At 71.6% G+C, this 3,033-nt stretch carries 4 protein-coding genes and 1 pseudogene; 1 reads left to right on the top strand and 4 read right to left on the bottom strand.

Going from position 1 to position 3,033, the window contains the following annotated elements; translation table 11 throughout:
• The coding region (locus AC2W7C_RS15915; RefSeq protein WP_486002273.1) for an ATP-binding cassette domain-containing protein at window positions 1–937 on the top strand (937 nt) is incomplete at its 5' end.
• Here the strand turns inward: AC2W7C_RS15915 and AC2W7C_RS15920 are convergent.
• The 4 genes and pseudogenes from AC2W7C_RS15920 to AC2W7C_RS15935 form a co-directional block, all read right to left on the bottom strand.
• On the bottom strand, window positions 879–1,262 hold the full coding sequence (locus AC2W7C_RS15920; protein ID WP_486002274.1) for a hypothetical protein: 384 nt from the start codon (window positions 1,260–1,262) through the stop codon (window positions 879–881). The two genes, AC2W7C_RS15915 and AC2W7C_RS15920, sit on opposite strands and share 59 nt — an antisense overlap.
• Window positions 1,263–1,385: 123 nt before the next feature.
• Window positions 1,386–1,679, bottom strand: a complete 294-nt coding sequence (locus tag AC2W7C_RS15925; RefSeq protein WP_486002275.1) for a rod-binding protein — start codon at window positions 1,677–1,679, stop codon at window positions 1,386–1,388.
• 2 nt (window positions 1,680–1,681) lie between these two features.
• Window positions 1,682–2,787, bottom strand: a pseudogene (locus AC2W7C_RS15930) (flagellar basal body P-ring protein FlgI).
• Between the two features lie 55 nt (window positions 2,788–2,842).
• A partial coding sequence (locus tag AC2W7C_RS15935) for a hypothetical protein (protein WP_486002276.1) occupies window positions 2,843–3,033 on the bottom strand: 191 nt, incomplete at its 5' end.

The following is a 3,033-nucleotide window of genomic DNA, read 5'->3' on the forward strand; positions in this document are numbered from 1 at the left end:
GACGACCTGCCTACGCTGTCCGGCCGGGTGCTGGAAGGCGGCCGAGCGCGCGGCCGCCGAGCGCGGGCTGGACATCGCCGAACGCGAGGTCGGACGGGCCGCGCGCGAGGCCAGAGGGCGGTCGAGAAGAAGGCCCGTCGCCGACAGGGCCGGGCGCGCCTTCGCGGCGAAACGCTCCGAGCCGAAGATCCTCTTGGGCGCGATGGCCGAGCGGGCGGAGAACACGGGCGCGCGCGAAAACCTGCTGGCCCAGCGCCGGGCGGCCGAAGCCGAGACGCAGTTGGCCGAGGCGCAGCTGCGGGTCAACGGGGTGCGGGCGCTCAGCATTCCCATGCCGTCGACCGGCCTGGCGGCGGGACGGACCGTGCTGGTCCTTGAGGACGCCGCGTGGACCGCGCCGAACGGGCGTCGCGTGGTCGGGCCAGTCACGCTGCGGCTTACGGGACCTGAGCGGATCGCCGTCTCGGGGCCGAACGGAGCGGGCAAGACCACCCTTCTGAAACTGATCGCGGGAGAGCTGGAGCCGACCTCGGGCCGGATCGAGCGGCCGACGCGGGCGGCTCTGCTGGATCAGGAGGCGGCGATCCTGCGGCCCGACGAGACCTTGGTGGAGGCCTATCTGCGGCTCAATCCCGGGACCACGCCGAACGACGCCCATGCGGCCCTGGCGCGGTTCCTGTTCCGCAACACGGCCGCGCAACGCGGGGTCGGGACGCTGTCCGGCGGAGAGCGGCTGCGCGCGGCGCTGGCCTGCACGATGACGGGAACCCGGCCACCGCAGCTGTTGATCCTGGACGAGCCGACCAACCACCTGGACCTGGATTCGATCGCCGCGGTCGAGGCGGCGCTGGCGGCCTACGACGGCGCCCTGGTCGTGGTCAGCCACGACGCCGATTTCCTGGAGGCCGTCGGCGCGTCGCGGACGATCCGGCTCTGAGCGAGGTCAGGTGGTGCGGTTGTAGGCCACCGCGCGCGCATCCCCGCCGTTGGCGCGGCCCGAGGCGCCGTAGGCCGACGGATTGCCCCCTGAGGCCGGCGACCTCGGCGGCGATGGTTCGGACCAGGCCCTCGGAGATGGTGCGGGCGGCCTCGACGGCGTGCGCGTGGCGCGACAGGATCTCCTCGAACGCCTGGGTGGCGCTGATCAGGGCCTGACGGTCCGCGGCGGGGGCGGCGGCGACGCTGGCCGGATTGGCCTTCAGCTGGGCGGACTCGCGGCGGTAGGCGTTGGCCAGGTCCTGGGTCTCGGCCAGGTTGGCCATGGCGTCCTGGGGGCGCCGGGCCTCGAAGGCGCGCGCCTCCTGGGTCGAGACGTTCGGTCAGGCGCCGGGTCAGGTCGATCAGCTGGCGGACGCGGGCGGTGGCGGTGAGGACGGCGGCTTCGGTCATTGGGCCTGCATCTCCTGCATCTTGAGCATCTGGGCGACGACCTGGTCGGCCAGGCCGATCCCGCCGGCCTTGACGGTCTGCTTGGCCATGGCGTCGATCATGAAGCTGCGCCACGTCTCCTCGCCCTCGCCGCCGCCGAACATGCCGTCGGTTTCCAGGCCCTCGAACATGGGCTTGAGCATCTGGGACAGGAAGGAGGCCTCGAAGGCCTCGGCGGTCTCGCGCATGCGGGCCGTGGCGGCGGGAGGCTGGGGGAGGGGCGAGGCGCCGGGAACGGTCAGGTCGCTCATGCTCACATCACCTCGATGTCGGCCTGCAGGGCGCCGGCGGCCTTGATGGCCTGCAGGATGCTGATCATGTCGCGCGGGCTGACGCCGAGCGCGTTCAGGCCGTTGACCAGGGTCGCCAGCGACGTGCTGCCGCCGACGATGCGCATCTGGGTCCCGGTCTCCTCTTCGACGGAGACGTCGGTCTGGGGCACCACCACGGTCCGGCCGCCGCGGCTGAAGGGCTCGGGCTGGCTGACCAGCGGCGTCTCCTGGATGGAGACGGTCAGGTTGCCGTGGGCGATGGCGACGGTGGAGACGCGGACCTGTTCACCCATGACGATGACGCCGTTCACCTCGTCGATGACCACCTTGGCCGGGGCGTCGACGTCGACCGACAGGTTCTCGACCCGGCTGAGGAAGCCCGCCATGCCCATCTGGCCGGGCGCGCGCAGGGCCACCACGGCGCCGTTCTCGGCCAGGGCGGAGTTCGGATAGGTCTGGTTGATGGCGGCGGCCACGCGCTGGGCCGTGGTGAAGTCCGGATTGCGCAGCGTCAGTCGCACCTCGTTCATATTGGCCAGCTCGAAGCCGGTCTCGCGCTCGACCGTGGCGCCCGAGGCGATGCGTCCGGCGGTCGGCACGCCGCGCGTGACCGACGAGCCCGAGGCTCCGGAGGCCGAGACGGCGCCGGTCTGCACCGAGCCCTGGGCCACCGCATAGACCTGGCCGTCGGCGCCTGCAGGGCCGTGACGATCAGCGAGCCGCCCAGCAGGCTCTTGGCGTCGCACATGGAGGAGACGCTGACATCGATGCGCGAGCCGGGGGTGGAGAAGGCGGGGAGCTCGGCCGTCACCATGACCGCGGCCATGTTCTTGGTGTTGGCGTTCGTGCCCCGGATGTTGTTGCCCAGGCGCTCGCTCATCCCCTCCAGCGACTGGCGGGTGAAAGGGCAGTTGCGCAAGCTGTCGCCCGTGCCGTTCAGGCCGACCACCAGGCCGTAGCCGACCAGCTGGTTGCCGCGGACCCCTTCGACGGCGGCGATGTCCTTGATCCGCGACTGGGCCGCGGCCGGGCCCGCGAATCCGGCCAGGGCGGCGGCGGTCAGGAGGGAGGCGAGCAGTTTCTGCATCGGTCGGGCGTCCACGAACTATGGTCGTCAACCGTGATGCCAGCGGCGTGCCAACCTAAAAGCTTTGGAAAATCAGTATCAGGCCGGCGAGCCGAGCGAACGTCGACGGCAGAATCTGCCGAGCTGTTAACCAAACGGTGACCAGGCCGCCGCGATGGTCCGGCATGTCCTGGAGTCGCCTCGCATGAAGGTCACCGGCCCCCACAGGCCCGTCCGCTCCGTCGAGTTCCGCGCCGCGCGGGGCGG

It is taken from the genome of Brevundimonas sp. CURTG3B2_SDJG (assembly GCF_057364705.1).

Coding starts and splice junctions, on each gene's coding strand:
- AC2W7C_RS15920 (WP_486002274.1), bottom strand. CDS start 1,262: ATGGCCAACCTGGCCGAGACCCAGGACCTGGCCAACGCCTACCGCCGC.
- AC2W7C_RS15925 (WP_486002275.1), bottom strand. CDS start 1,679: ATGAGCGACCTGACCGTTCCCGGCGCCTCGCCCCTCCCCCAGCCTCCC.